Here is a 23,577-nt window from a genome sequence, read left to right as displayed (position 1 = left end):
GCCCCCGTCGGCGCCCCCGTCGGCGCTGCCATCGCCGCAGCGACCTGCCGCAGGGAGCAGCCGCAGGGAGCATGCGCAGTGACCTGCCGCACGTGATACGCGGCACGTTCAGGGCCGGCGGTAAACCGGTGGGGCGTGATGTACGTCATCCCGTACAAGCGCGCATCCTGCCCAATTGCGGTACAGGATGCGGCATATGACGGCGGCCGTTTTCCATGCGCGTGGGCTGCCGCCATTCCTATGTGACGGCGCCTGACGCTATGGTCCCCGTCGGTGGATCGAGATCCCTCGACCCGCCGTGCCCTCGGGGGGAGGGAAGGAACCCAAGACGATGCCCGTACCCGTACCGCGGCAGAGAGCGATCCCCGCCGTGGAAGGTGGACAGGCTCACGCCGCGTCTCCATCCGGCGGACCGGCAGAGGCCGCGCCCGCACCCGGCGCCCTGTCCGGCCAGGAGCCGTCCTCGACGAGGCACGGCACCTCAGGCGACGCCTCCCACAGCGAGACCGACGACACCGGCCGCACAGCCCACACCGGCGGCGGCCACCACGGCAGTGCCCACCACGGCAGTACCCACCACGGCACCGCCGCCAACGGCACCGCCCCGCTGACGCTGCTCGTGATCGAGGACGATCCGGCCGGCGCACTGACCGTGCCCGAACTGCGGGACGCGGCCGGCAAGCAGATCCGGGTCCGTACCGCCCGCAACCTCACCGAGGCCGAGCGGCTGCTCACCGACGACGTCCAGTGCATCCTGCTCGACCTCGCGCTGCGGACGCCCGGCCCCGCCACCACGTCCGAGGGGGCGGCGGGGCCGGAGCCGCAGCCGGACGACGAGCTGGCCACGCTCAGGCACGTACTGCGGCTCGCGCCCCAGCACGCCGTCCTCGCGCTCACCCCGGCCGAGGACACCGAGCGCGGCGCGGAAGCCGTACGCGCCGGTGCCCAGGACTATCTCTTCCGCGACGAGCTGGACAGCCGGCTGCTGAGCCGCGCGGTCCGCTACGCGGTGGAGCGCAAACGTTCCGACCGGGCCGAGCGACGGCTGACCGAGTCCAGGCTGCGCGCGCAGGAGAACGCGCGGCTTGAGCGCGGTCTGCTGCCCACACCGCTCCTGGAGGGCTCCTCGCTGCGCTTCGCCGCGCGCTACCGGCCCGGCCGCTCGCGCGCACTGCTCGGCGGAGACTTCTACGACACGGTCCGTACCCCCGACGGCACCGTCCACGCCATGATCGGCGACGTCTGCGGCCATGGCCCCGACGAGGCCGCGCTCGGTGTGGAGCTGCGGATCGCCTGGCGCGCGCTGACCCTGGCGGGCCTGTGCGGCGACCGGCTGCTGTCGACGCTCCAGCAGGTCCTGGAGCACGAGCGCGACAGCGACGAGATCTTCGCGACGCTCTGCACGGTGGACATCGCGCCGGACGGCCGCCGCGCGGGTCTGTGCCTGGCGGGCCATCCCGCGCCGCTGATCTCGCGCCCGGCCCGCTCCCGGGCCCTGGTCGGCACCGACGGAATCGACGGGACCGACAGCACGTACGGGACACACGGGATGCACGGGACGCACGGGATCGAGGGTGCCCAGGCACCTCCCGTCGCCGAGTTGCTGCCGTACGAGAACGGCGGCCCCGCGCTCGGTCTGCTGCCGAACGCCCGGTGGCCGCGCCAGCAGGTGGAGCTGGGCGGCGAGTGGAGCCTGATGCTGTACACGGACGGCCTGATCGAGGGCCGCACCGGCGAGGGCAGGGAGCGGCTCGGCCAGGACGGGATGGTGGACATGGTCCGCCGCCAGCTGGCACAGGGCCTGCGTGGCGAGGATCTGCTGCGGGCCGCCGTGAACGAGGTACGGGACCTCAACGGCGGAGAGCTGACGGACGACGTGGCGGTCCTGCTGCTGGATCGCGTGGCGTAGAGGCCGTTCCCGCTTCCGGCCGGCCCGGCAACTGCACTTGCTCAGCTCCGCAGCTGCTCCTGCTCAAAAGCTCTCGCGAGCTCTCGCGGCCGACGTAATTCGGAGCCTCAGGGCTTGCGGAGGCTCTCGCGGGAGCTACAGGGGCTACAGGGGCTGCCGGGGGGAGGGCTTGGAGCGTGCGGGTCCGCTGCGGCTGGTAACGCAGTTTCCCGCGCCCCTAAAGACGCGCTCCTAAAGACAGAAAGCTGCGGCGCAGCCCCGCCTTGAGGGGCGCGGGGAACCGCGCGAGCAACCCCCACCCGACCCGCACGGGACCCGGACCCGCAGTACACGCCGGTCCCGTTGGCGGCTCAGCGGCCGCCGTTGTACGGCCCGTACGGACCGTCGCTGCTGCTGCCGCCCCGGCCGCCCCTGCCACCGCCCGAGACCTGCTGGAGAGCAGGTCGGACGTCCACGAAGAAGACGATCGTGGCGACAAGGAACGCGATCTGCAGGAAGAGCATCGGCACCAGCAGGTTCACGACCACCGCGAGACCGAGCAGGACCAGCCAGAACATCTTGGTCTGCTTGTTCGCGGCGCGGTAGGCGTCGTCGCGGGCGAGCCCGGCCATGACCAGCGCCACCGCCGCGAGCACCAGCATGGCGGTGTAGAGCAGCCACATGAGGCCACCGAATGCCGTCAAGAGCACTTTGCCCACCACCCGTGTCGAGTCCGTCGTCCCTACGCGGTCACCGTACCCGCAGAACGGGCCGGAAACTCCGATAGTGCCCGGAGTGCCCGACCCGTTCTCGTTACGGTCGCGGTCCGCGTCCTACTTCGCGGGCGGCGTCGACTTCTTGGCCGTGGCGGTGGTCCTGCGGGCGGCCGGGGCCTTCTTCACCGGGGCCTTCTTGGCAGGGGCGGGACCGGTCTTGGCCTCGGCGGGCGTCACGATCGTGCCCTCGGCGGGCTCGGGGTGCGGCTCGACGGCGATGGCCAGCTCCTCGATCTCCTCGGCCGCGTCGCCCCGCCAGGTCTTCACGGTCTGCTCGCCGTGCTCGGCGACCTTCTCGTACGTCTCGCGTGCCTTCACGGCGTACTCGGCGGCGACGCCGACACTGCGCAGGGCGAAGTCCTGAGCCGTTTCACCGATCTTCTTCAGATCGGTGTCCAGGTTGCTGATGAAGCCGTTCACCCTGGCCTGCAGGGTCTCCTGCGCCTCCTTGGCGCGGGCGGTGGCCTTCTCCTGGACGGCGTTCGGGTCGATGCCCCGTACGGCGTCGATACGGGCCGGCGCCTCGGCACGCAGCTGCTCGACGAGCCCCGGCACCTTCTTGGCCTGCTGCATGGCCAGATCGGCCGTACCGGCGGCGAAGTAGAGGGGGGTCGGGTCGCTGAGGGTCTTGCGCAGGTCGTCGGTGATGGCCATGGTGATGGTCCTCCCGGAATCGCTAGGCGTGGAGCGTGAGGGTGTGGTCTGTCGGGCGGTACTCCGTGGCAGGCCGGCCCGTCCGAACGGGATCGGGCCGGAACATTCCGCACCCGGTCGTGGTGCCGGGCCGGTCAGCTCGCGGAGGACCGCTGGTCGTGCGGGTCTTGCTGGTCGTGCGGGTCTTGCTGGTCGTGCGGGTGACGCGGGTCGTGCTGTGCGTCATCGCTGCCGTCGGCCGTGCGGACCCTGTCGACGACGGGGTCGTCGCCATCCGTTACGCACGTGACGGATGACGCGTCCGGCACATTCGCCAGGTCCGGCACATCTGCCAGGTCCGGCACATTCGGCATGCCTGACGTGTCCGGCGCGCCTTCCGCGTCCAGGACGTCCTCGACCGCCTTGATCTCGAACCCGTTCTCCTTGCGGAAGGACTCGTATATCTGGAGCAGCACCTGCTTCTGCCGCTCGGTGAGCGTCGGGTCGGCGAGGAGGACCGCACGCGTCTCCACCTCGTCCCGGTCGCGCTCGGCGTCGAGGATCCCGGCACGGACGTACAACGTCTCGGCGGAGATCCGCAGGGCCTTGGCGACCTGCTGCAACACCTCCGCGCTCGGCTTGCGCAGCCCGCGCTCGATCTGACTCAGATACGGATTGGACACCCCGGCGGCCTCAGCGAGCTGCCGCAGACTCAGCTGCGCGTTGCGCCGCTGGTCCCGCAGATACTCACCAAGATTGCCGACGTTGAGCGATGCCATGCCCCTACCCTGCACCACCCGCGCTAACTATTGCAAGCACACGCTTGCAAAAGTGCGCTACGCCACTCCAGCGCCTCCGGGTCGCCGCCCCGTGCCGCGTTGTCCTGTCTCTGTGCAGCTGAGGCAGTCTCGGTCGTCGTGAGGCATCTGGTTGCACGTCTCGCTCAATCTCGGGCATCTGGTGCGGTGTCTCGGTCAACCTGAGGCAGTGGCCTCCTCCGCTCTCTACGGTTGTTGGAGCCGTTCAGCGCACCGAGTTGGGGGTGGCTGGTGGAGGCGGAGGCCTTCTGGCTGGAGTACGTCGATGCCGGGGGTGAACTGTGTGGTGGGCCGCTTGAGGTGATGTGGCCGGTCCGGTTCGAGTCGGCTGGGCAGGTGCGTGTTTTCCCGTCGTACCGGGGGCAGCGAATTTCTCGGGCTGGTGCTGGGCTGCGACCAGCGCGGATTTGGTGGGTTACGAGTCGTGGGTGGAGCTGAGCCACCTGATGCGGCTGGATGCCGAGCCGGAGGTGTGCGGGTTGGTCTCGCAGCCGTTTCGGTTGTCGTGGCGGTGTGACGGCCGGAGTCGGCGGGTCAGCCACACGCCGGATTACTTCGTGCGCCGCCGGGACGGCAGGGTCGTGGTGCTGGATGTGCGTCCGGATGAGCTGGTCGAGCCGGAGGACGCGGCGAAGTTCGCGGCCACGGCGGTGGCCTGCGCTCGGGTCGGCTGGGATTACGAGCGGGTCGGGGTGCTCGGTCCGGTACTGGCGGCGAATTTGCGCTGGCTGTCGGGTTACCGGCATCCGAGGGTGCGGCGTGGGCCGGTGGCGGATCGTCTGCGAGGAGTGTTTGCCCAGCATCAGGGCCTGCTCGCGGGGGCCCGGACGGTCGGAGATCCGATCGCCGTACTGCCGGTGCTCTTCCATCTGCTGTGGTGCCGGGAGCTGGCCGTGGATCTGGTCGGCGAGCGGTTGTCGGCGGCGACGGTGGTGCGACTGGCGCCTGCGGCTACGGGGGAGGTGGGGAGCGATGCCGACGCGTCCGCGGCTTCTGTCGCTGGGTGACCGGGTCCGCTACGAAGGGCGCGAGCACAGCGTCGTCGCGTTGCACGGAACGGCGGTGCGGCTGGTCGACGATGCCCAGGCCGCGAGCGTGGTGCTGCTGGGTCACCTGCTGGCCTCCGAGGGATTTGCCGTGCTCGGCACGGGCCCGTCCCGTCCGCCGCTGCCGGAGGAAGGGGTACTGGAAGGACTCCCCGAGGAGGAAGTGGAGCGGGTCCGGTGGTGGCAGCGGCACTTGACCGAGCTGATGACCGGCCGGCCGGATGCTGATCCCGGCAAGCCGGTGAAGGCCGAGTACGACCCGGAAGTGCGCTCGGTGCGCCAGCGGGAGCTGGCCAAACTCGCCGAGCTGCGGGAGGCCGGCGAGGAGGTGGCCCTGAGCACCTTGCAGAGGCTGCGCACCCGTTTCGAGTGCGAGGGGGTCGCGGGGCTGGTGGACCAACGCCTGGTCAGGCCCGTCACGGGGACGGGCAGGGCCGATCCGCGGGTGGTGGCGGCGATCGAGAAGGTCGTGGACGGCCGGACTGATGAGGCGACTGTGTCCGCGCAGGTGCTGCGGCGCCAGGTCGAACGCCTGCTGGCGGACGAGCACGGCGCCGGAACGGTGGCGATGCCGTCGCGGGCCGCGTTCTACCGGCTGCTTCAGGCTGTCTCGACGGGACGGCATCTGCTGGGCTCGGCCCGCACCCGCCGCTCGCTGGGCAAACAGCCCAAGCGGATGTTCGGACAGCTCGCGGCAGCACGGCCGGGCGAGGTGATGGAGATCGACTCCACGCCGCTGGACGTGCTGGTCGTCCACGACGACGGGACGGTGGACCGCTGCGAACTGACCGGGCTGGTGGACCTGGCGACCAGGACGCTGGCGGCAGTGGTGCTGCGGCCGTCGACAAAGGCGGTCGACGCCGCGCTGCTGCTGGCACGGGCGATGACACCGGAACCGGTCCGGCCCGGCTGGTCGGACGCGCTGCGCATGTCCCGGTCGGTGCTGCCCTACGCCTCGCTGCTGCCGCTGGACGAGCGGCTGGCAAAGGCCGCCGCGAAGCCGGTGATCGTCCCCGAGATGGTGGTGAGTGACCGGGGGAAGGCGTATATCTCGGACAACTTCCGCAACGCCTGCCGGCACTTGGGGATCTCGTTCCAGCCCGCGCACCCCGACACCCCGACCGACAAACCACACATCGAGCGGACGCTGGGCTCGGTCTCGACGATGTTCGCCCAGTACGTTGCCGGTTACACCGGCCGCAGCGCCGAGATGCGCGGCAAGGACCCTGCCGCGCAAGCGGCCTGGTCCATCCACGAACTCCAGGAACTCTCGCAGGAATGGGCCGTCGCCGTCTGGCGGACGAGACCGCACGACGGTCTACGGGACCCGCTGATGCCGGACCGTCCGCTGAGCCCGAACGAGAAGTACGCCGCGCTGGTCTCGGCGGCAGGGTACGTGCCGGTCGCCCTGGCGCAGGAGGAGTACATCCAGCTCATGCCCCGCGAGCGGCGGGTCATCGGACCTGGCGGGGTGCGGATCAACAACCGCACCTACGATGCCCGAGCCCTCGGCCCCTACCGGCGCCAGCCCTCCGGGGCCAGGCCGGACGGCAGGCTCTGGGTGGTCCATTACGACCCCTCCGACATCTCCCGCGTCTGGGTACGCGATCACCGAGGAACGGGCTGGATCACCGCGACCTGGCGCCATCTGCGCACCTCCCCCGTCCCCGTGGGCGAGCTGATCTTCGACCGGGCCCACCAGGTTCTGGCCGAACGCGGACGCAGACCGGACGAGGAAGCAGTCGCCCGCGCCGCGTCCGAACTGCTGGACCGGGCGACCGACGGACCCGACGACCGCCCCGCCCGGCGGCAATAGGGGAGGTACCGAGCGGAAGAGCGGCGCGACCGCAAGGCCGCCGCCCGCACCCGGGCCACCAGCGCCGCAGCCTGGCCCCGGCCCGAACCGCCCGGCCCCGAGGAGCCGCCGGACGAAACGGCTCACGCCTCCGAACAGGCCGAGGAAACCGAGGAGTTGGCCGAGGTCGTGCCGCTGGGCATCTTCGACGCCCGCGAGGAGGCGAAACGATGGTGGTGAACCCCTCCGCCGACGACATCACACCCACCGACGAGGAACGCATCGACCCACCCACGACACTGGCCGGCTGGCGGCACTTCGTCGACAGGGACTCGGCCACCTTCCAACTCGCCTCCGCCCGAAGCTGGGAGGTGATGGGCGACCAGGTCCGCAACTCCTACAACGAGCGGCGCATCGACTACCACTCGGAACTGCAAGTCGTGCGGACTTCCACGGTCAACGAAGTCGCTCACCAGGGCAGACTGCTGACCCTGCTCACCGCCGGGAACACGGCGCCCGGCGGGGCCTGATCATCTCGGGCGAGCGGACCACAGGCAAGACCACCGCCCTGCGGCAGCTCGGCAGGCTGCACGAACTGCGAACCCGGCAGCGCTACCCGGACAGCAGACGGGTCCCGGTCGTCTACGTCACCGCCCCGCCCAAAGGATCTCCCCGCAAACTCGCCATCGAGTTCGCCCGGTTCCTCGGACTGCCGGCGATCTCGCCCCGGCACAACACCGTCGACATCACCAGCGCCGTCTGCCAGGTCCTCATCGAGGCCCGCACCGACCTGGTCCTGGTCGACAAGATCCACCTGATGAACCTGGCCACCACCGCGGGCGAAGAACTGTCCGACCACCTCAAGTACTTCACAGAACACCTGCCCGCGACCTTCATCCATGCGGGCATCGACGTCGAGCACTCCGGACTGTTCACCGGCATCCGCGGCGACCAGATCGCCGGCCGCTGCACGCTCCTGCACACCGGCCCCTTCCCGCTCAACTCCGAATGGGAGGCTCTGGTGGCGACGATGGAGGCCACCCTCCAGCTCCACCACCACACGGCCGACACCCTCGCCGGGCTGCACCCCTACCTCCACCAGCGCACCGGAGGCATGATCGGAAGCCTCTCCCACCTGGTCCGGGCCGCCGCGATCTCCGCCATCCTCGACGGCAGCGAACGCATCACCCGCCGTCAGCTCGACACCATCCACGTCGACCACGCCAGTGAGAGGGCCTTCCTGGGCGAAGCCCGACGCGGCAGGACAGCCTGATGACCGGCCGACAGCGAGGTCCTGCTCCCGTCACCTCACTGCCGTTCACTCCAGTCCTTCTCCGTCCGCTGCCACATACGGTCACTCCGTTCGCGAACGAGACACTCGACTCCTACCGTCGGCGCCTCGCTGCCGCGAACCAGACCGAGTTCCGCACCATGCGCAATCCCTCACGCCGGCTCCAGTGCCCGCTCAACGAGCTCGAACGACTGGAACTCATCAGCGGCCAGTCCCGCACTACCCTGCTCTGGGCACTACCGGAATTGCGGCGCCACGCTCCCGACATCGTCCCGCCACCCGAGATCTTCGTCGTCAACCACCGGGCCGCCTGCGACCTCTGTGCCTGGCCCTCCGGCAGTAACGGCCAGACCATCCAGGTCTACATTCGAGGGTTCCACGACAACGTCTGCATCCGTCATCGGCGCTGGCTGAGCTACGGACACGTGAACGAATCCCAGCAGCTTGACCTGTCACAAGCTCCCGAAATCGTGCAGGCTCAGCTTCTTCTGGACCAGCTCGAACAACTTGAGCGCCGGATCGCACACATCACCGGCGAAACCCAGACCGAGTTCACACAGGTCTTTCCCCTGGAACGCCACCCTCGCGGCATCACGATCCCGTGGTTACGCCAAGGACTCGGCGTCCTGGTGGAGGCAGTCGCCAAATGCCTCACCCCGACCGAGCCAGACGAATCTGAACCGTCTCGCTCAATCCGGCGCATGGCGCCTCAGAGCTTCATGCGTGTGGGGGATCATCCGGACGCCGCCGTCACTTGATCTCGATCCGCCGAAGCGAGGGCACCAGCAATGGCACCAGCATCGCCACCGCAGCAACCCCGCCGGTGACGGCGGTCGTCGCTGTCCCGAACACCGCGGCGAGGATCGGCGTGGACAACTGACCGATGGGAATGGGCACGAAGGACCAGAACTCGTCTTGGGCGCCGACCCGGGAGAGCAGCCGCTCCGGAACGTGGGTGTTTTTGACGGTCTCCCACACGACGGTGAAGGACTCCGAGGGGTCTTCGAACTTGAGCGGTGCTTCGGGTGTGCGCTGACTGTCCGTCACGGTCGGTGATGGGTGGGGTGGTTGTCGGCCCTGCATGCAGGACGCCCGTGGCCCTGGGTGATCATTTCTGTTCTCTACGCAGAAGGATCACTGGGGAGCCACGGGCTCGGTCAACGATACGACGTTGCTGCTCGACCTCGACGGGGTGTCCGTCATACGGGTCGAACGGTGCGAGGACGGTGGGCGCCGGGTCTCCCTGGCCACGGCGGATGCCTCGGCCCGGGCCTGCCCGGCCTGCGGGGTCTTCGCGTCCCGGGTGAAAGGCTCCGCGACCACCCGGCCCAGGGATCTCCCGTACGGCGAACGCGAGTTGGAGTTCCTGTGGCACAAGCGGCGCTGGTTCTGCCGTGAGCCGCCCTGCCCTCGCAAGTCGTTCACCGAGCAGATCCCTCAGATCCCGGCCGGCGCCCGGCTGACCGGGAGGCTGCGCAGTGCGGCCGGGCGCCGGATACGAGCAGGAGGGTTTGGGCAGCGATGCGGCGGGTGCCGGCGTCTTCGAGGCGTTCGTGGAGGGAGTCCTTGGCGTAGCCGTTGACGCCGCCTACGGCTCTCGCGTGGTCGGCGTCGTCCACGTTCTCGTGCGCCGCCCCGGCCGTGATGTGGGGGACGCCGTGCTGCGAGCGACGCGCAACCACCTGAGTGGTCCCCACTACCGGCGGACCCTGTCCAAGGCGGGGGTGCGTCTCGACGGAAACGATACGGACATCGCCGAGGAGCTCGTCGATCACGGCGTGGTACTGGTTGGTACATGCAGTGACATAGCTGCGGCCGTGAGCGAGTACTGAGCCGCAGGTATCGACGAAGTCGTGCTCAATCCCTGCGCCTTCCTGTCGGAGGGTCCCGAGGAGGCCTTGCGGGACTTGGTGGAGATCTCCACGGCGTGCCGGGCTGTGACACGGCCCCGACGGAAGGAAACACTATGGGCGACGCGAACGTGATCACGGGCAACGTGATCAGTGGCGGGGGCGTGAGCTTAGGCGCGGCTCTCCGGGCTCCGTGGCAAGCGCTGCGTAAGCGCACGGAGGGCGTGGAGATCCCCAGCCAGGAGAGGGGTGCCGTCGGTGTCGGCGTGATCCTTTTCCTGTCGGTGCTGGAGATCGTCCTGGTCGACCTGATGCTGTCCGCTCCGTGGAGTCGGCTCCTTGCTCTGGCCGTAGGACTTGCCGCAGCCTACTCAATGGTCGGTTTCGCGGTTGCGCTGAGCGTCTTTCCGCACCGCGTCTCCGACGGCACGCTCACCGTGTCGTATGGAGCCTCCTTCCACGTGTGTGTCCCGTTGGGCCTCATCCGCGAGGTGACCGCCCGGCGCACCTTCTCCGACCAGCAGCGGACGGCTGCGATCAAGGACTGTGTGCTGTCAGTTCCGGTCATGTCCACCAGCAACGTGGTGCTGAAACTGCGCGAGCCCGTCCGTGTCGAGGCAGGCAAGGCCGTTGGAACGGTGGAGGAGATCCACTTCCACGCCCTGAACCCCGCTGACGCCTCGCAGGTGGTGCGTGACGCCCTGACTGGCAAGACGGTCGAGGGGGCTCCGAAGTCTCCGGCCCCGGTGACGTCCACGCCCACGTCTGCCGCCCTGGTGCCCACCTGGCTGCGTCGGCTGCGGTGGGTCGGCCTCATTGTGCTGGTGGTCGAGATCCTGCTGGTGGCGACCGGCCTGTTGGACTGGCGTGTCGCAGCGGGCATCCTCGTGGTGACCGAGGGCACCCTGGCCCTTCTGGGGCTGGTCTTCGGCGCGGCGCTCGTCAGCCAGTACCGCAAGCTGCGCAGGACGGGACGAGGACGGCGCGCAGCCCTCGGCGAGGCGTTCTTCTCCCTCCTCCCGCCGCCCATGGCCGAGATGGTCCGCCATGAGCTGTCCGTGTGGGGCATCCTCGCCCGTGCCGCCACGTTCCGCACCCAGGCCGGCCCGGGCGAGACCCGGCTGGGGAGGGTCGGCATCGGCGTGCTGCCCGCCGTCGTGGCGGTTCTGCTGGCAGCCGGAGGCGTGTCGCTGGTGGTCGGGGTCGGAGCGAACGCGCTCACCCTCGTCGGCGGCATCCTTCTGGAGTACGGGGCTGCCGCCTTCGCCCTCGCTGGACGGGTGCGCCCGCACACGGTCAGCGCGGGACGGATCGCCCTGCGCTGGGGCACCCACCAAGGCGTCTACATCCCGCTTGAGACCGTGACCGGCGTTGAGATCGCCCTCTCGTCCGAGGCCGCGCCCTCTGAAGCGAGCTTCCGCGTGCCGGGCCGGGCCGCGGACGCACTGGTGCTCCAGCTCTGCGAGCCGGTCGAGGTTACTGCCCGTCTGGGCATCATGCGCCCGGTGACCACCGTCGTGGTGCCGGTTTCCAACGGCGTCGCGGCTCGGGCCGCGGTCGCGGAACACCATGGGGCGGCACCATGAACGCAATGGTTCTGGCCGACGGGGCGCCGGCCCTGGCCTACCGGCTCCGCGCCCTTGGTTTGCTGTCCGAATGGCGCCACACCCAGACCGTCAAGAAACCCGCCCAGTTGGGATACCGCACCGGCGAACCAGGTTCCCTGCTGGCCCGGGAGAACAGCCAGCTCCTGGCCAAGGTTTTCGACGCCCTGCATACCAGGAGGATGACGCCCTCTGCGGCGCCCCACCCGGTCCGGTCCATCCGGTCCGAGGATGCCTCGTCGAACGTGATCTTTGGTAACTCGCTCCAGCCCGCACGGTCCTTCCTGTGAGCCCGGGCAGGACGTGCCGGAGCGCTACCAGTGGGTCAGGTCGAATACTTCCGAGCAGTAGGCGTCCACGGCGTCCGAGGGGTTGTACTGCAACTGGTCGCCGGCGATGAGCGAGGGCAGGGCCGCGGCCAGGCCCGTGATGCCCACGGCCACGGCTCCTTCTTCGTCGCGAAGTGACACGTCGAGACCGACCGTGTCGGACAGCCCCTCGCCGGTCACGTAGAGACGCGCGCTGTGCTGGTCGAGGAGGAGGAAGCCGAGCAGATAAAGCTTCCCGGCGCGCTCGTGACCCCGGGGCGGGGTGATGCCTGCGGCTGCCGCGTGGAGAGCGTCCGTGAGGTCGAACTCCGGACCGTCCTCCAAGAGCCGCCCCACGTTCTCCGCGGCCACGACGGGGATGCCGTGCCCCTCACGGTCGTGGCCCGCTGCGTTCCGTGGATCGTCGGACGCCTGCCGTACGGCCTGCCGCAGAGCCGCTGCCAGTGCGGAGGCGGGGATGTTGTCGCCGTGGTGGTCCACCAGAGGCAGGTCGTAGGCCACCGAGGTCCCGATGTCGTGGCCGTCCCAGACGGCCACTCTCCCCACGCCTCGTTTCGTCGGGACGGGAAGCACGCCCCGGACGACAGGGCCATCACCTAGGGGTGCCGCCGTGAACCGGAGCATGCCCCGGACGAGAGCGGTTTGCAGCCGGGCCAGCCCTTCGTTCTCCCACCGCTGCATCGGCGCGGACTCCTGACTGCCGCCGGGGAGTGGAGTCGTCATGTCTCGTTCACCGCATCGGGGCACTTGTTGCGAGCAACCCGCTCACAGTACGCCGTGATGGTGCCGATCTTGTGGCTGTGGTCGGCGAGCTCGTAGTCGCCGTCCGGGGTCTTGTAGCTGTACTGGGCGATCACTTTGATCCGGGCGAGGATCGCGCCGAGACGGTTGGTCAGCACGCCGCCGTAGACCCGACGTGCTCCTTCCTTCTCTTCCGGGTGTTCACTGGTCACGATCTTGATCACTTTGGGGTCGTGAATGTTGTGCGGTCCTGAGAAGTGCCGCCAGCCGAACTTGCTGTTGCCTTCCCGGGTCGGGATGTTCTTCCCCTCGCCGTCCTTGCTGACGAACTTCACCACGCTCCAGTGGCTGACCGACGGGCCAGTGCCGGCACTTGGCGAAGGCGGACCCACCTGGGGCGGATTCACGACCAGCCCCTCCACTTCGGCGCGGGCCGTGCCGAAGACCTGCGCGTAACCCTCGTTCGGACATCACCCGCAGGTCCTTTCCGCTCGGTGGCGTCGTACGCGCTGAGGCGGGTGTGACGACCGCGGGTACCAGAAACATGCCTGTGGCCACGGCCGAGCAGACCGCGGCGCTGGTGAAGATGGGCAAAGAGTTTTCTTATGCTCGGCTATACGGCGCTTGGGGCAGGGGGCGGCTGTGCTGCCCTTTGGGGGCTGATTCGACCATGGGCCCGTGCCTTGATCAACGAAATATGGATGATTCACCCATAATCGGTAATAGGTGACTGGGCGCAAGCTCTGGCGGCGCGGGAAGCGCATCGCGGATCCGCCGCCCCTGACGAGTCCTCTGGCCTGGGCCGTGGGAAAACCGGCTACACAGCGTGGGAAACGATCTCTGACGGCACCCATGTACGCCCTGGCCAGCGAGTTCCGTCGGTGCCCCTGCATGCAGGACCCGTCACCTTGGCGGAACAAGCAGGCAATGCCTCACCTCAAGCGAGACAGACGGCTCCGAATCGTCTCGCTGAATCTGAGGTATCGCAGGTCAAGCCCTCACCCTGCACCACCTTGAGCGAGACCGGACACCGACCGCCAGATGGAGTGGGTCGAGCCCGCCGATCGCGGCGAGCGCCCGCCGCAGCGGCAGGTTGACGTCCACGTTCGTGGTGCCGTGCCCGACGTCCTCGCCGTCGAGGCCGGGCGCGAGCACGTCGAGCCGGGCGTACACACCGCAGCAGCCGGAGAAGGACCAAGGCGCAGCCGGTCGCCGTCGGCCGTCACCACCGGGTCGAGCAAGGCCCCGCCGGTCGACCGGTAGTAGCGGACGGACGCCACATCGGCGACCGTGAGCAGAGCCGTCGCCGCGGCGGCCGGCGCGGTCAGGAATTCGCTGAAGAACTGACACGACTGACACAACACCCGACACCCGACACTCAGCACCCGACACCCCACACTCGGCACCCCGTTCAGCGCCCCACACCCCACACCCCACACCCCACACAAGGACTGCCCCTGTATGCGACCGGACGACTGGCACCTCACCGAAGACGTCGACGATTTCCTCGCCCGAGCCGGTGGCTTCCTGCGCTCACGGCCCGGCCTGCACGTCATGCCGCTGACCTGGACCGCGCGACTGCGAGCCCGCGGGGCGGCGGCTTTCGGCGCCGAACCACCCCTCTTCGGCCTGCTGCAACAGGCGGGCACGGTCCACGCCGCCTTCTACCGTCTCGCGTCCCGCGCCCTGGTCCCCACCCCGCTCACCCCCGAGCAGGCCGACGGCCTCGCCGCCCGCCTGGCCGCCCTCGGGCACTCCCTTCCCGCCGTCAGCGCGGACGACGGCACCGCCACCCTGTTCGCCGAGGCCTGGCAGCGGCACACCGGTGTGCCGACGAGACTCCGCGACACACGGCTGGGGCTGTACCGCCTCGGCACCCTCACCCCGCCCGATCCGCACCCGGCGGGCCGGAGCCGTCTGCTGGGCGAGCGGGACCTCGAACAGGTCATGCACTGGTGCGGTGAGTTCGCCAGGGCCACCGGAGAGGACGTCTCCATCGACGCCGACTCCTGGGTCGGCACCCGCTACGCCGACAAGACCTACACGCTCTGGGAGACCCCGGACGGCACCCCCGTCTCCGTCGCGGGCATGAACCCGGTGATCGGCGGCCAGGTCCAGGTTGACGTCGTCCACACCCCGGCCCACCTGCGCGGTCACGGCTACGCGGGCGCGGTGACGGCGGAGGTGAGCCGGGCCGCCCTGGCCGCGGGCGCGAAAGAAGTCGTCCTCTTCACGGACCTGGCGAACCCCACCAGCAACGCGCTCTACCAGCGCCTCGGCTACCGCCTGCTCACCAACTGGTCGGCCTACGACTTCGTACGCGGTCCAGGTCCTTGTGCAGCGCCTGGAAGTAGTTGATGTCCAGGCACCGACCGCAGCCGACCAGCGCCGCGACCGCCATGTGTGTGAACGTCTTGAGACCCTCGTCGGCCATGCCCCACTCGTTCACCTTGGCCCCCGTCTCCGTCTCCGAGGAGTTCCGGGCGACCTCGGGGTTGTGCGCGGTCACTTCGAAGGGCTCGGGGACCGCGCCGAACTGCCTGATCATCTCCGGCTCGACCTCGCCCGGGACGTGACATCGCCAAGGCTCCGGCTGCCGCCTACCAGATGATGATCCCGCCGCCGATGTCCGACGCCCGCCGGGCCGCGTCCACGATGTTGTCGAGGCTGCGGCTCACCTCGTCGGCGCGACTGACGTCGTCGGCGCGGTTCACCTCGTCGGCACGGCTCACGTGGCCGGTGCGCTCGGTGCGTTCGGTGCGTTCGGTGCGTTCGGTGAGCCGTGCCAGATGCGTACGGACGAGAGCGCACTCGGCGAGGAAGGCGGGCATCTCGTCCGGTGCCACGGTGAGGTCCTCGGTCGCGAGCCGCGGAAGGAACCGCGCGCCCAGCGAACGGACCGGCTCCGACCCCCACACCTCGGTGCGCCAGTGTTCCCGGCCCGCCGCGTCGGAGCAGCCGGGCGGAACGTCCAGCACCTCGATGCCGCCCTCCGCGCGGGCCACGTACACATCGACCGACAGGCTCATGGCAAGGAGTCGACCACGGAGGGGTGCCGGCGGTCCACCGTGCACCGGTCACGGCTCGACAAAAGAGCCTCCGCAACACCCCGTCGCCCGGACGCCCATCGCCTGAACGCCCCTTGCCTGAACACCCATCGCTTGAACGCCCATTGTTTGCACGTCATTGGCTGAACACCATTGCCTGAACGCTCGGATTCCCTTAACATTTTCGCCGTGACTGCCGGGTCGGCCATTGGCCATAAAACAGTAGGGTTCCCGGCCTCCGAGTGAGGCCCGGGCGGGCCAGAGGGCCGCCCCACAACGCGTGCTCGTACCTAGCGCCGCACCATGATGCCGCCGGGCGGGCCTTCGCGCGCTTACCTGCGCGTCCCACCGTGCCGTCACCATCCTCACCGCACCCGAGTTCCGTCGCGCTGCGCTGCGCTGCGCGAAATTCACCGCGGGTTCCACCGTGCACGGTGTGCAATTCGCCCCGCGGCGCTTCCCCATGCCCTTTTACGGAATGAACCCAGCAGAAAGAAAAGAATGCCCAACGACTTCAACCAGCAGATCATCGAGGAATTCCGCGCCAACGCCGGGGAGGTCGGCGGCCCCTTCGAGGGCGCCCGGCTGATCCTCCTGACCACCACGGGAGCCCGTTCCGGGGAGCGGCACACCACACCGGTCGCCTACTACGCCGACGGGGACGGAGACGTGCTGGTCATCGCCTCGGCCGCCGGCGCTCCGAAGCATCCGGACTGGTTCCACAACCTGGTCGCGCATCCGCGGGTCACCGTCGAGAGCGGGGCGTTCACGTACGAGGCCACGGCTGAGGTTCTGGCAGGCACCGCACGTGACGACGCGTTCGCCCGCGCGGTCGAGGCCGACCCCGGCTGGGCCGACTACCAGGCCAGGACCAGCCGGGTGATCCCGGTGGTCGTCCTCCACCAGATCCCGAGCGACGGTCCGCCGAACGTCAGCGCCTCCTCGATGGGCCAGTACATGCAGCTGATCCACGACGCCTTCCGCCGCGAACTCGCCCTGATCCGCGCGGAGATCGGCAACGCGGGCCCCACGCTCGGCGCCCAGCTCCGTATCAACTGCCTGACGTTCTGCCAGGGGCTGCACAACCACCACACCGGCGAGGACATCGCCATGTTCCCGTTCCTGGCCGACAGCCACCCGGCCCTCGCCCCGGTCCTCGACCGCCTGCGCGAGGAACACGAGCGGATCGCCGAACTCACGGCGGAGTTGAAACAGGTCATCAGCGCGAACCCGGAGGGCACGGCAGGCCCGGCAGACCCGGCAGACCCGGCAGACCCGGTGGACCCCCAGCACGTACGCAAGGAGGTCGAGCGCCTTACCGCGGCACTGGAGGCACATCTGACGTACGAGGAGCAGCAGTTGATCCCCATACTGGACGCGCCGGCCGGGGCGGCAGGGCCGGCGCACTAGGCCCTGTCGTCAAATTCCCGTCTGCCGGCCGGGCGGACGACGGGAATTTGACGACAGGACCTAGCCCACCGCGTGCCGCACCGCACGCGCATCACTCGAACGGCAACGGCCGCGCGTGCACGACGTCGAGCCTGGACACGGCCCGCGTCAACACTACGTACAACCGGCGCAGCCCCCGCCCTTCACCCGCCCCTGCCCCCGTCCCTGTTCCTGTTCCTGTCCCTGTTCCTCTCCCCCTCCCTCTCCCCCTCCCGTGGTCCTCCGCGATCGCGGCCGGCTCCACTGCCACGACGTGGTCGTATTCCAGCCCTTTCGCGACACCGGCTCCCAACACCGTTACGCGGGCGCACAGTTGGTCCACGCCGGCGGCCTCGATCCCGGCGGCGCCGAGTGCCTCCCGAACCCGTACGACGTCCGGGTCGGCGGTGACGACCCCGACGGACCCCTCGTACGTGAGCGCGCGGCGGACGCACTCGGCCGTCTCCCGCAGCACGTCCGAGGGGTCCGTCGGGCGGATCCGCAGCTCGCCGTCCTTGCGCAGGGACCGCCCCGGAGGCACCTCCACGTCCAGCCGGGCCAGCACGCGGTTCGCCAGTTCGACGACCGCCTCCGGCACCCGGAACCCGATGGTCAACGGCACCACCGACGCCTCGGGCTTCCCCAGGTGCTTGAGCAGTTCGCCCCACTCCCGGGCGGCCCACGGCGTGGTCCCCTGGGCGAGATCGCCGAGGACGGTGACCGACCCGAAGGCGGCTCTGCGGCCGATCGCCCGGCACTCCATCGGCGACAGGTCCTGGGCCTCGTCGATGACCAAGTGGCTGTACCCATCGGGGTGTTCGACCAGGCCCGCGACCTCGTCGAGCAGGACCAGATCGGCCGTGGACCAGCGGGCGGACTTCCACGACCGGGGCGGCCTGGCCCACAGGACCGCCTTCTGCTCGTCCGCGTCCAGCACCCCGTCCGCCGCGGCGGCCAGCGCGTCCGGATCACTGAGCAGTTCCGCGACGACCTCCTCCGCCCTCACCCTGGGCCACACCGAGTCGACGTACGCGCCGATGGGCCGCGCCCGCGCGATCTTCTGCAGCCAGGTGTTCGTCCGGGGCCCGGCCCGCCGTTCGGCCTGCGCCTGTACGTTCCGCACGACCCGTGTCCGTACGCGCTCACGTCCGACGGCGTACGGCGGCTCCTCGGCCCGTACGCCCGCCACGATCCCCGCGAGCGTGCCGGCGGACACCCGCCAGCGGTACGAACCGTCCGGCACGGCGAGGTCGCCAAGGCCCTCGGCCCCCGCCGGTTTCACCCGGGCGTACAGGGCCCGCCGCAGCACCTGCGCCATGCGGGCGTCGTGCTTGACGACGGCTGCGCTCTCGTCGTCCTCGCCCCCGACCGGATGCCGGCCGATCTCGTCCCCGACCGTCGACTGCCGCACACCGGTCTCGCCGAGCGCGGGCAGCACCTCCGAGATGTGGGAGAGGAAGGTGGGGTTCGGCCCAAGGATCAGCAGTCCGCCACGCCGGATGCGCTGCGGATGGGTGTAGAGCAGGTACGCGGCCCGGTGCAGCCCGACGGCCGTCTTGCCGGTGCCGGGCGCGCCCTGCACGCAGACGGACACGGCGAGATCGGCCCGTACGAGGTCGTCCTGGTCCGGCTGGATGGTCGCCGCGATGTCTCGCATCGGGCCGACCCGGGGACCCTCGATCTCGCTCGCGAGGATGCGGCTCTCCGCCCGAGGGGTCCGCGGTCCCGCGTCCCCGAGGTGCTCGTCCTCCAGTCCCGTGAGGTCGGCCGACTCCCCCCGGCTGCCCGGCGCCCAGCCGAACCGCCGCCGCACGCCCACACCCTGTGGACGGCGGGTACTCGCCTGGTAGAAGGCGCGGGAGACGGGGGCACGCCAGTCGACGACGAGGGGCGGGGCCGCGGGATGCTCGCTGATCCGGCGCCGCCCGATGTGATAGCTCTGCCCGGCGTGGTCACCGACCGCCGGTTCCGCACGCTCACCGACCGCCGGTTCCGTACGGAAGTCCAACCGGCCGAAGAACAGCGGCCCCTCGGGCAGTTCACGCATCTCCTTCGCCCGGCTCCGGAGGGCGTACCCGAGCACCTCGGCATCCGCGCCGGACGCGGACACGTCCTCTCCGGTGACGACGTGTTCCTGTGCGCCGTCGACCATCGCGGCGAGGGCGGCACGGCAGAGGTCGTGGTAGCCGCGCTCCCTGCGGAGGGAGGCGGCGAGGGTGCGATCCGGGTCGGCTGACGTCATTCGGGCAAAGGTACCCGAAAAGCGTAACTGAGTTATATTTCTTACTCTATCTCGTAAGCCGGGAGCCCCGCCGCCAGCCTCGCGAAAGCGGCCTCGGCCGCGACGACGGCCTCCCGCCGCACCTTCGTGACGTCCTCGCCCCTCGCGATCCGCCGCCAGTTGTCCATCGCGAGAATGCGCTGGACGGCGACGATCTGCCCGGCGGCGAGCCGCGCCTCCAGGTCCCCGCCGAGCGCGGCGGCCAGCGCGGCCTCGGAACGCTCCAGGTACTCGTACAGCCGGGCCACCAGGGACGGGGTCCCGTACAGCAGCCGGTGGAAGGCGAGAACGTGCGGATCGCCGTTGACCCCGGTCACGGGGTCGCTCCGCTCGATACCGGCCAGGAAGTGCAGCCGCAGGGCGTCTGTGGCGGACTGCCCGGGCCCCCGCTCCCCGACCACCCGCGCGGCCTCGGCCTGATGATCGGCGAGCCGATGCAGGACAAGGTCCTCCTTGGAGGAGAAGTACCGGAAGAGGGTCGGTTTGGAGATCTCGGCCGCGGCGGCGACCTCCGCGACGGAGACCCGCTCGAACCCCTTCTCCAGGAAGAGCGCGATGGCGATGTCGGAGACGTCCTGGTACATCCGCAGCTTCTTGCGCTCACGCAATCCCATAGCGCCTGCGGCGCCCACCGTGCCTCTCACACCGGACACACCGCTCACATCAGCCGCGCCCCACGCACCCGTCTCGCCCATGCCCCGAGCCTACGCACCTTCCGGACGCCCGCCCTCCCCTTGAGCGGAACCGGTCTTGGGGCCGAGGACCGCACCGGCCCCACGACCGACCGCCTCCCGCTCCCGCTGCGGCTTCCCCTCCTGCCCTGACTGCCCCATCAGCTCCACCAGTCCCTCCTGTCTCTCCTGTCTCTCCTGCCCCTCCTGCTGGAGCAACGGAGCGTACGAACCGAGTACGACCGTTGCCCCGGCCTCGCGCAATCGCCCACTTTTTTCGGGGTTGCGGCCGTAGCCGATGAAGCTCACTCCCGCCCGACCGGCCGCCTCGACATCCGCGCCGGTGTCGCCGATCATCACCGCGTCCTCGGTGCGGAGTCCCAGACCCCGCAGGGCGCGGAACACGACATCGGGGTCGGGCTTCATCCGGCTGGGGTCGGAGCTGCGGCCTTCGATGACGGCGAAGTGGTGGAGCAGGTTCTTCCGACCGAGGTAGGTCTCGGCGGCCAGGGGCGAGTTGTTGGTGACCACGGCCATCCGCGTGCGCCGCCGCGACAGGAGGCCGATCAGGGTGTCGGCGTCCGGAGTCGGCCATGCCGTCCGCGCGGCCTTCACCTCACCTGCCACCACCAGCTCTTCGAGCGTTTCCAGGAGGCCCGGCACGGCCCTGTTCCGCCCCGCCCGCTGCACCGCCCTCAGCACGACATGCGGGTCCTTGACGGCGCGCTCATTCGCCGTCAGTACGTCTCCGGCGCCGAACTCGTCCGTCTTCCGGCGGAGTTCGTCGGCGACCGGCCTCGACCGGTTCTCGGGGAACAGCCGGCAGATCGGCCCGTCGAAGTCGAAGAGCACACAGCGCGCGTTCGCGAGCACTCTCCGGGCACCCCTGACATCCCGGACCTCGTCGATGTCGGCAGCCATACCGCTCGCTCCATTCGCGTCACCGCTGTACTGGCGAATCCGACCCACCAGGCACGTCCGCATGGTCGCTTCACCTTGTGCGCTTCGTACGGTGCCGGTGGCCCCGGTCCGCCACGCGCACCATGCCGCATCGACGTCCTGCAGGTCCGTCATTCCGCCAGTCAGGACCGGTGATTCCCGCGCCTGGCGCAGCACCCAGCTCCGCCATCCAGCGTCTCGGACAGGCTCCATGCAGCGGTCCACGGTATCGAAGAGACAACCATTGCGCGGCCGATTGGACTGATGCACAGCCCGCCGAGAGCCGTACCAGAGACGCAGGCTGTACGGCCGGGCCCCGGAGCTCACTCCTGTTGTCCCGCACAACGAGTCAGCGCGATACGCTAGCCCGCTAGCCCGCCTGTTCCCGGTGCCATCGGTCGAGCGCCGCCGCGATACGACTGGGACTCGGCACAAAATCCAGCCCCAACGGCAGGATGGCAGCAGTCAGGATCCTGCACAGTTTCTCGGCAGGGCGGGCGAGCTCTCGTCGATGACGGTCGGGCTCACCGTCCAGGGACAGAGCCTCCCGGATGACGTCGGTGAAGACGGACTGTGCCCTTTTGTAGTCGATGAGTCTCGGCAAATCGACCTCCAGGCCGCTCGAACTGCCCGGACGGATCCGCTCCACCGTTGTGCACCACTCTTGGACCGTCCGCCGTTCCTGCCACGGCGGGTACTGCATCAGGTACAGATGGGTGGCCAGGTCGTAGAGCGGATCGCCGATCATCGCCAGTTCCCAGTCGATAGCCCAGAGCCGTCGGTCGGGGTCGACGATGAAATTCTCGCGGTGCAAGTCGGCGTGCAGGAGACAGAAGGGTCGGGGCCGCAGACCGGACACATGTTTCCGGAGCTTTTTGAAGGAGTCACCTTCCACCCCCAGCTCCGCAAAGAGCCGTTCGAATCTCGCCAGGTTCTGAACATAGACACGCTGTTCGGAAAATTCGATGAGCCGTTCGAGAAATCTATCCGTATCTCCGTCCGAGGGGCGATCCTCGGACCCGCACACACGATCGATAGGGAGGGTTTCTTCGGTCACTTCAACCAGCTGGCCAAACAGATCCATGATCTGCATGAACAGGTCATCGGAAATACTCGACGCAGACTTGTGCAAGGTACCGAGGGTCTCCCCCTCGATAAATCGCTGCAATCCGGTACCACTGACCAGAAAAACATCTGGGATACTGGATATCCGACCTTCGAGGGCCACTAGCAGCTGCTCCTCCGAGCTGAAGCACCGCCGATCGAACCACAGAAGATTGCGGTACGGCTCACGGAATTTCCAGCGCACTGGCCGCTCCGCCCTCACCGCTCCAGGCAACGGAAATAAGTAGGTTTCGTGATGGTATCCACGGAGTGGCCCTTCAATCACATTTACACCATTGGCCATCTCGACCGCCCGCTGTCGAGCACGGGAATCAGCTTCGGGTGACATCGCCGCCCTTTCTTGCCTCGAACCCTTGCACACACGGAGAAGTGGAAGCACGCTACTCCTCCGGCTCCGAGCATCGTGCAAATTTGATCCATGCGCCGAAGCGGAATCCGGTCGCTCAAGAACGGGAGCGTATGCACACGGAGAGTTGCACAGTAATGACCGCACTGCCCACCGCTCTGCGATGCTGACAGTAAAGCCCGCCGTGGTCCACACTGTCCGGATGACGGGAAGGAAGCCCATGAGCGAGACGCCTGATGAGCAGGAAGCATTGCGGCAACTGCTTGTCCGCTCACGCGCAGTGCTGCTGGACTTCGACGGACCCGTCACCGCCCTGTTCGGCAACACTCCGACCGCTCCCGTCGCCCACGAGATCAAGGATGCTGTACGCGGTGCCTGGGGAACCCTGGATCCGGACGTAGAGAATTGCGAGGACTCGCACCATGTCCTCCGACGCGTCAGGGACATGTTCGAACGGCCGGCCCTTTTTCCCCGCGACCGTGCGGCGCTTGAGCAGGCGGAAGCCATTGTGACCCGCTACGAACACGTGGCTGTCAGAAGTGCCACGCCGACGCCCGACCTCGGCGAACTCTTGGACGTACTGCTGGACCTGGGCATGCGCCTGATGATCGTGAGCAACAACTCCGACGGTCCGATCTGGGAATACCTCAAGCGCCTGGGCCTGCAGTCCAAGTTCGATGCCGTCCTGGGGCGCGACCCGCACGAGTTGCGCCACATGAAGCCTGATCCGGATTCCGTGAATCGCGCGGTGAACCACCTGAAGCTGCCGGCGTCCGCGTGCCTGTTGGTTGGGGATCAGCTCTCCGACTTGAAGGCAGCACAGGCGGCGGGAACACGCTTCATCGGATATACCCGGTCGGTGGAGCGCACGGCGGAGATGAGGAAGCACGGCGCCGACTGGGTGGTGCCCTCGCACGAGCCCCTCATCGGCGCCGCCAGGCAGCTGTCTGCGGTCAACTGACCTTCTGG

At 69.0% G+C, this 23,577-nt stretch carries 25 protein-coding genes and 1 pseudogene; 13 read left to right on the top strand and 13 right to left on the bottom strand.

The annotated features are described in order from the left end of the window. Nucleotides 1-331: 331 nt before the first annotated feature. Nucleotides 332-1,909 (top strand): PP2C family protein-serine/threonine phosphatase, encoded by a 1,578-nt coding sequence (locus tag ACIOKD_RS37735; RefSeq protein WP_402092663.1) that lies wholly within the window; start codon nt 332-334, stop codon nt 1,907-1,909. Nucleotides 1,910-2,259: 350 nt separating this feature from the next. Here ACIOKD_RS37735 and ACIOKD_RS37730 read toward each other — a convergent pair whose 3' ends face one another. The 3 genes from ACIOKD_RS37730 to ACIOKD_RS37720 all read right to left on the bottom strand — a co-directional run bounded on the left by ACIOKD_RS37730 (nt 2,260) and on the right by ACIOKD_RS37720 (nt 4,076). Beyond that, entirely contained in the window at nt 2,260-2,598 is a 339-nt protein-coding gene (locus tag ACIOKD_RS37730) for a DUF2516 family protein (protein ID WP_402092662.1), read from the bottom strand. A gap of 123 nt (nt 2,599-2,721) precedes the next feature. Then, on the bottom strand, nt 2,722-3,318 hold the full coding sequence (locus ACIOKD_RS37725) for a hypothetical protein (protein ID WP_402092660.1): 597 nt from the start codon (nt 3,316-3,318) through the stop codon (nt 2,722-2,724). A 134-nt stretch (nt 3,319-3,452) separates the two neighbouring features. Beyond that, complete coding sequence (locus ACIOKD_RS37720) at nt 3,453-4,076, bottom strand: helix-turn-helix domain-containing protein (RefSeq protein ID WP_402092659.1); 624 nt, start codon at nt 4,074-4,076, stop codon at nt 3,453-3,455. A 344-nt stretch (nt 4,077-4,420) separates the two neighbouring features. Between ACIOKD_RS37720 and ACIOKD_RS37715 the strand changes: the two genes are divergently transcribed. The 5 genes from ACIOKD_RS37715 to ACIOKD_RS37695 all read left to right on the top strand — a co-directional run bounded on the left by ACIOKD_RS37715 (nt 4,421) and on the right by ACIOKD_RS37695 (nt 9,005). After that, nucleotides 4,421-5,122, top strand: coding sequence for a TnsA-like heteromeric transposase endonuclease subunit (locus ACIOKD_RS37715; protein WP_402092657.1), 702 nt, complete (start codon nt 4,421-4,423; stop codon nt 5,120-5,122). After that, complete coding sequence (locus tag ACIOKD_RS37710) at nt 5,088-6,977, top strand: Mu transposase C-terminal domain-containing protein (protein ID WP_402092656.1); 1,890 nt, start codon at nt 5,088-5,090, stop codon at nt 6,975-6,977. Before ACIOKD_RS37715 ends, ACIOKD_RS37710 begins: the two co-directional genes overlap by 35 nt. A 209-nt stretch (nt 6,978-7,186) precedes the next feature. After that, nucleotides 7,187-7,486 (top strand): hypothetical protein, encoded by a 300-nt coding sequence (locus ACIOKD_RS37705; protein WP_402092655.1) that lies wholly within the window; start codon nt 7,187-7,189, stop codon nt 7,484-7,486. Beyond that, nucleotides 7,483-8,229, top strand: coding sequence for an AAA family ATPase (locus ACIOKD_RS37700; RefSeq protein ID WP_402092697.1), 747 nt, complete (start codon nt 7,483-7,485; stop codon nt 8,227-8,229). Before ACIOKD_RS37705 ends, ACIOKD_RS37700 begins: the two co-directional genes overlap by 4 nt. Next, nucleotides 8,229-9,005, top strand: coding sequence for a hypothetical protein (locus tag ACIOKD_RS37695; RefSeq protein WP_402092654.1), 777 nt, complete (start codon nt 8,229-8,231; stop codon nt 9,003-9,005). Before ACIOKD_RS37700 ends, ACIOKD_RS37695 begins: the two co-directional genes overlap by 1 nt. Here ACIOKD_RS37695 and ACIOKD_RS37690 read toward each other — a convergent pair. Continuing rightward, nucleotides 8,998-9,294, bottom strand: a complete 297-nt coding sequence (locus ACIOKD_RS37690; RefSeq protein ID WP_402092653.1) for a hypothetical protein — start codon at nt 9,292-9,294, stop codon at nt 8,998-9,000. The genes ACIOKD_RS37695 and ACIOKD_RS37690 overlap by 8 nt on opposite strands. 256 nt (nt 9,295-9,550) lie before the next feature. Here ACIOKD_RS37690 and ACIOKD_RS37685 point away from each other — a divergent pair, with 256 nt between their 5' ends. The 4 genes from ACIOKD_RS37685 to ACIOKD_RS37670 all read left to right on the top strand — a co-directional run bounded on the left by ACIOKD_RS37685 (nt 9,551) and on the right by ACIOKD_RS37670 (nt 11,991). Next, on the top strand, nt 9,551-9,829 hold the full coding sequence (locus ACIOKD_RS37685; RefSeq protein WP_402092696.1) for a transposase family protein: 279 nt from the start codon (nt 9,551-9,553) through the stop codon (nt 9,827-9,829). Next, nucleotides 9,759-10,079 carry a hypothetical protein gene (locus ACIOKD_RS37680; RefSeq protein WP_402092651.1) on the top strand — a complete coding sequence of 107 codons (321 nt, stop codon included), beginning with the start codon at nt 9,759-9,761 and terminating at the stop codon, nt 10,077-10,079. The genes ACIOKD_RS37685 and ACIOKD_RS37680 overlap by 71 nt, the downstream gene beginning before the upstream one ends. Nucleotides 10,080-10,213: 134 nt before the next feature. Beyond that, nucleotides 10,214-11,683, top strand: coding sequence for a hypothetical protein (locus tag ACIOKD_RS37675; RefSeq protein WP_402092650.1), 1,470 nt, complete (start codon nt 10,214-10,216; stop codon nt 11,681-11,683). 5 nt (nt 11,684-11,688) lie between these two features. After that, nucleotides 11,689-11,991, top strand: a complete 303-nt coding sequence (locus tag ACIOKD_RS37670; RefSeq protein WP_402092648.1) for a hypothetical protein — start codon at nt 11,689-11,691, stop codon at nt 11,989-11,991. A gap of 24 nt (nt 11,992-12,015) precedes the next feature. On the opposite strand, the gene ACIOKD_RS37665 is transcribed toward ACIOKD_RS37670, so the two are convergent. The 3 genes and pseudogenes from ACIOKD_RS37665 to ACIOKD_RS37655 all read right to left on the bottom strand — a co-directional run. Next, nucleotides 12,016-12,753 (bottom strand): hypothetical protein, encoded by a 738-nt coding sequence (locus ACIOKD_RS37665; protein WP_402092647.1) that lies wholly within the window; start codon nt 12,751-12,753, stop codon nt 12,016-12,018. Beyond that, the gene (locus ACIOKD_RS37660) at nt 12,750-13,109 is read right to left on the bottom strand and encodes a hypothetical protein (protein ID WP_402092645.1); all 360 of its coding nucleotides are present in this window, start codon (nt 13,107-13,109) and stop codon (nt 12,750-12,752) included. Before ACIOKD_RS37660 ends, ACIOKD_RS37665 begins: the two co-directional genes overlap by 4 nt. 691 nt (nt 13,110-13,800) lie before the next feature. Continuing rightward, nucleotides 13,801-14,177 (bottom strand): annotated as a pseudogene (locus tag ACIOKD_RS37655) (hypothetical protein); the annotation flags it as partial. Nucleotides 14,178-14,232: 55 nt separating this feature from the next. On the opposite strand from ACIOKD_RS37655, the gene ACIOKD_RS37650 reads away from it, so the two are divergent. Further along, nucleotides 14,233-15,129, top strand: coding sequence for a GNAT family N-acetyltransferase (locus ACIOKD_RS37650; RefSeq protein ID WP_402092643.1), 897 nt, complete (start codon nt 14,233-14,235; stop codon nt 15,127-15,129). On the opposite strand, the gene ACIOKD_RS37645 is transcribed toward ACIOKD_RS37650, so the two are convergent. Both ACIOKD_RS37645 and ACIOKD_RS37640 read right to left on the bottom strand, forming a co-directional pair. Beyond that, the gene (locus tag ACIOKD_RS37645; protein ID WP_402092642.1) at nt 15,062-15,319 is read right to left on the bottom strand and encodes a hypothetical protein; all 258 of its coding nucleotides are present in this window, start codon (nt 15,317-15,319) and stop codon (nt 15,062-15,064) included. The two genes, ACIOKD_RS37650 and ACIOKD_RS37645, sit on opposite strands and share 68 nt — an antisense overlap. Nucleotides 15,320-15,371: 52 nt before the next feature. After that, nucleotides 15,372-15,800, bottom strand: a complete 429-nt coding sequence (locus ACIOKD_RS37640) for a hypothetical protein (protein WP_402092641.1) — start codon at nt 15,798-15,800, stop codon at nt 15,372-15,374. A 519-nt stretch (nt 15,801-16,319) separates the two neighbouring features. Between ACIOKD_RS37640 and ACIOKD_RS37635 the strand changes: the two genes are divergently transcribed. After that, nucleotides 16,320-17,228: a nitroreductase/quinone reductase family protein gene (locus ACIOKD_RS37635; RefSeq protein WP_402092639.1), complete on the top strand. Its 909-nt coding sequence runs from the start codon at nt 16,320-16,322 to the stop codon at nt 17,226-17,228. Between the two features lie 91 nt (nt 17,229-17,319). Here the strand turns inward: ACIOKD_RS37635 and ACIOKD_RS37630 are convergent, their stop codons facing one another. The 4 genes from ACIOKD_RS37630 to ACIOKD_RS37615 all read right to left on the bottom strand — a co-directional run bounded on the left by ACIOKD_RS37630 (nt 17,320) and on the right by ACIOKD_RS37615 (nt 22,590). Next, nucleotides 17,320-19,488 (bottom strand): HelD family protein, encoded by a 2,169-nt coding sequence (locus tag ACIOKD_RS37630; protein WP_402092637.1) that lies wholly within the window; start codon nt 19,486-19,488, stop codon nt 17,320-17,322. Nucleotides 19,489-19,529: 41 nt separating this feature from the next. Continuing rightward, nucleotides 19,530-20,141 carry a TetR/AcrR family transcriptional regulator gene (locus tag ACIOKD_RS37625; protein WP_402092695.1) on the bottom strand — a complete coding sequence of 204 codons (612 nt, stop codon included), beginning with the start codon at nt 20,139-20,141 and terminating at the stop codon, nt 19,530-19,532. Between the two features lie 90 nt (nt 20,142-20,231). After that, nucleotides 20,232-21,119 (bottom strand): HAD family hydrolase, encoded by an 888-nt coding sequence (locus ACIOKD_RS37620; RefSeq protein WP_402092636.1) that lies wholly within the window; start codon nt 21,117-21,119, stop codon nt 20,232-20,234. Nucleotides 21,120-21,507: 388 nt separating this feature from the next. After that, complete coding sequence (locus tag ACIOKD_RS37615; RefSeq protein ID WP_402092634.1) at nt 21,508-22,590, bottom strand: phosphotransferase; 1,083 nt, start codon at nt 22,588-22,590, stop codon at nt 21,508-21,510. Between the two features lie 238 nt (nt 22,591-22,828). Between ACIOKD_RS37615 and ACIOKD_RS37610 the strand changes: the two genes are divergently transcribed. Further along, nucleotides 22,829-23,569, top strand: a complete 741-nt coding sequence (locus ACIOKD_RS37610; protein WP_402092632.1) for an HAD family hydrolase — start codon at nt 22,829-22,831, stop codon at nt 23,567-23,569. The last annotated feature ends 8 nt before the right edge of the window (nt 23,570-23,577 follow it).

It is taken from the genome of Streptomyces sp. NPDC087844 (genome assembly GCF_044742785.1).
Taxonomy (GTDB): domain Bacteria; phylum Actinomycetota; class Actinomycetes; order Streptomycetales; family Streptomycetaceae; genus Streptomyces.
Note: the sequence above shows the minus strand (reverse complement) of the source record. Positions and strands in the feature narration are given on the sequence as shown.

Coding starts and splice junctions, on each gene's coding strand:
- ACIOKD_RS37620 (WP_402092636.1), bottom strand. CDS start 21,119: ATGGCTGCCGACATCGACGAGGTCCGGGATGTCAGGGGTGCCCGGAGA.
- ACIOKD_RS37645 (WP_402092642.1), bottom strand. CDS start 15,319: ATGATCAGGCAGTTCGGCGCGGTCCCCGAGCCCTTCGAAGTGACCGCG.
- ACIOKD_RS37725 (WP_402092660.1), bottom strand. CDS start 3,318: ATGGCCATCACCGACGACCTGCGCAAGACCCTCAGCGACCCGACCCCC.
- ACIOKD_RS37610 (WP_402092632.1), top strand. CDS start 22,829: ATGAGCGAGACGCCTGATGAGCAGGAAGCATTGCGGCAACTGCTTGTC.
- ACIOKD_RS37710 (WP_402092656.1), top strand. CDS start 5,088: ATGCCGACGCGTCCGCGGCTTCTGTCGCTGGGTGACCGGGTCCGCTAC.
- ACIOKD_RS37665 (WP_402092647.1), bottom strand. CDS start 12,753: ATGACGACTCCACTCCCCGGCGGCAGTCAGGAGTCCGCGCCGATGCAG.
- ACIOKD_RS37615 (WP_402092634.1), bottom strand. CDS start 22,590: ATGTCACCCGAAGCTGATTCCCGTGCTCGACAGCGGGCGGTCGAGATG.
- ACIOKD_RS37735 (WP_402092663.1), top strand. CDS start 332: ATGCCCGTACCCGTACCGCGGCAGAGAGCGATCCCCGCCGTGGAAGGT.
- ACIOKD_RS37625 (WP_402092695.1), bottom strand. CDS start 20,141: ATGGGATTGCGTGAGCGCAAGAAGCTGCGGATGTACCAGGACGTCTCC.
- ACIOKD_RS37695 (WP_402092654.1), top strand. CDS start 8,229: ATGACCGGCCGACAGCGAGGTCCTGCTCCCGTCACCTCACTGCCGTTC.
- ACIOKD_RS37675 (WP_402092650.1), top strand. CDS start 10,214: ATGGGCGACGCGAACGTGATCACGGGCAACGTGATCAGTGGCGGGGGC.
- ACIOKD_RS37635 (WP_402092639.1), top strand. CDS start 16,320: ATGCCCAACGACTTCAACCAGCAGATCATCGAGGAATTCCGCGCCAAC.
- ACIOKD_RS37720 (WP_402092659.1), bottom strand. CDS start 4,076: ATGGCATCGCTCAACGTCGGCAATCTTGGTGAGTATCTGCGGGACCAG.
- ACIOKD_RS37630 (WP_402092637.1), bottom strand. CDS start 19,488: ATGACGTCAGCCGACCCGGATCGCACCCTCGCCGCCTCCCTCCGCAGG.
- ACIOKD_RS37670 (WP_402092648.1), top strand. CDS start 11,689: ATGGTTCTGGCCGACGGGGCGCCGGCCCTGGCCTACCGGCTCCGCGCC.
- ACIOKD_RS37640 (WP_402092641.1), bottom strand. CDS start 15,800: ATGAGCCTGTCGGTCGATGTGTACGTGGCCCGCGCGGAGGGCGGCATC.
- ACIOKD_RS37650 (WP_402092643.1), top strand. CDS start 14,233: ATGCGACCGGACGACTGGCACCTCACCGAAGACGTCGACGATTTCCTC.
- ACIOKD_RS37705 (WP_402092655.1), top strand. CDS start 7,187: ATGGTGGTGAACCCCTCCGCCGACGACATCACACCCACCGACGAGGAA.